Annotated in this window: 2 protein-coding genes; one reads left to right on the forward strand and one right to left on the reverse strand. The window is 67.5% G+C overall.

Going from position 1 to position 1,706, the window contains the following annotated elements:
• The first annotated feature begins 269 nt into the window (after window positions 1–269).
• Window positions 270–1,103, forward strand: coding sequence for an IS5 family transposase (locus tag ACFY10_RS55035; RefSeq protein ID WP_390672985.1), 834 nt, complete (start codon window positions 270–272; stop codon window positions 1,101–1,103).
• Here the strand turns inward: ACFY10_RS55035 and ACFY10_RS55040 are convergent.
• On the reverse strand, window positions 1,063–1,578 hold the full coding sequence (locus ACFY10_RS55040) for a hypothetical protein (RefSeq protein ID WP_390672986.1): 516 nt from the start codon (window positions 1,576–1,578) through the stop codon (window positions 1,063–1,065). The genes ACFY10_RS55035 and ACFY10_RS55040 overlap by 41 nt on opposite strands.
• Window positions 1,579–1,706: the final 128 nt, after the last annotated feature.

Here is a 1,706-nt window from a genome sequence, read left to right on the forward strand (position 1 = left end):
AGAAGCCGTATTCCTATCGATCATGAGGACGGTTCTGGTCGAACAAGGTGCCTGGTCGGGTGATCTTGGCCGGGTGGATGCATGAGAACAGGGCCCCTTGGTAGCTCGGGGTTGCGACGCCACTCGAGTATCAGGAGGCCCTGTTGTTCCAGTCTTGCGTGACGGCCCTCGTCCCGTCCAACTTCCGCGTGTCGGTGTGCGATTGCCTCGCTCACCGGTTCGGGAACGCGGCCGACCGGCCCGAGAGGGTACGGCGGTATCCGTCAGACATGACGGATGCGGAGTGGGCGGTGGTGCGTGACGCGCTGCCCGTGCCGGCGTGGCTGGAGGGCCGGGGCGGGCAGCCGGAGGGCTACTGTCACCGGCAGATGCTGGATGCGGTTTTCTACGTCACCGACAACGGGATCAAGTGGCGCTCGGTTCCTGCCGATTTCCCTGCTTGGGACCGCGTGTATGCCTTCTTCCGCAGGTGGAGGGAGAACGGCCTGGTCAAGGAGTTGCACGACCGGCTGCGCGGGAAGGTCCGTGAGGCCAAGGGCCGTCAGACGGAGCCGAGTGCGGCGATCATCGACTCGCAGTCGGTGAAGGGCGCCGCCTCGGTGCCGTCCGCCACGCGCGGCTACGACGGCGGGAAGAAGATCAACGGCAGGCGCAGGCACGTCATCACGGACTGCCTCGGCCTGCTGCTCATGGTGCTGGTGACCGCCGCGGACGTCACCGACCGGCAGGCCGCCCGCATCATGCTGCCCCGGCTGCGGGTGCGGTTCAGGAAGATCAGCCTGGTATGGGCCGACGGCGGCTACACGGGCGCCCTGGTCGACTGGGCGAAGGAGAAACTCCAGCTCACCCTCCAGATCGTCAAGCGGAGCGACGACATGAAAGGGTTCGTGGTATTGCCGAGACGGTGGGTGGTGGAACGAACTTTGGGATGGCTGTTGCGCACGAGGCGTCTGGCCCGGGACTACGAGACGCTACCCGCCAGCAGCGAGGCGTTCATCCACTTCTCGGCCACTATGCTCATGACCCGCCGCCTGGCCCGCACCACTGACCACCGCCAGACGATCAGGACGCCGCGTCAGCAGCGGACGACACTCGCGGCATGAACCGGCCCGACGGCGAAGGGGTCAGCCAGCCCCGCTCAACGAGCCGCTTCGCCTTCGACCGCACCCCCTCGATCTTCGCCGGCACCAACTCGAGCCCGAGCCGGACCGTCATCTCCTTCGCCATCAACCCCTCTCCACCATCCGGGAGTTCGGCCTCCAGCAGCTCCACGATCCGCCGGTAGTCCGGCGCGAGCGCCACCGCCGTCATCCCCTCCCGCCACCGCTGCACGACGGACCCGGAGACCGGAACCCTCGCCGCCCCGGCCGACGACACCGGGGCCGCCGGCTCCTGGGCGGACGCACCCGCGGCAGCGCCCGGCGCGGCCAGGGCCTCGGCCAGCTCGACCCTGGCGATCACCCGACGCTCCAACACCGCCTCCGCCTCGGCAAGTTCCGCAAGAATCCGGTCCGCTTCCGCCTGAAGCTCCTCCGCCCGCACCCGGGCAGCCGTCTCACGTTCCTCCAGCAAACCCATCACCGATGTCACTGGTCATCTCCGCATCGCGAGAACGATCTGATCGCCCGAACTCTCCCGCAACGACGCCCGAACCATGTCTGAGCAGCGGAAACTCAACGATCACATCCGGAAAGACAACGGCTTCT

Origin of the sequence: Streptomyces sp. NPDC001401 (assembly GCF_042895385.1) — a bacterium.
GTDB lineage: Bacteria > Actinomycetota > Actinomycetes > Streptomycetales > Streptomycetaceae > Streptomyces.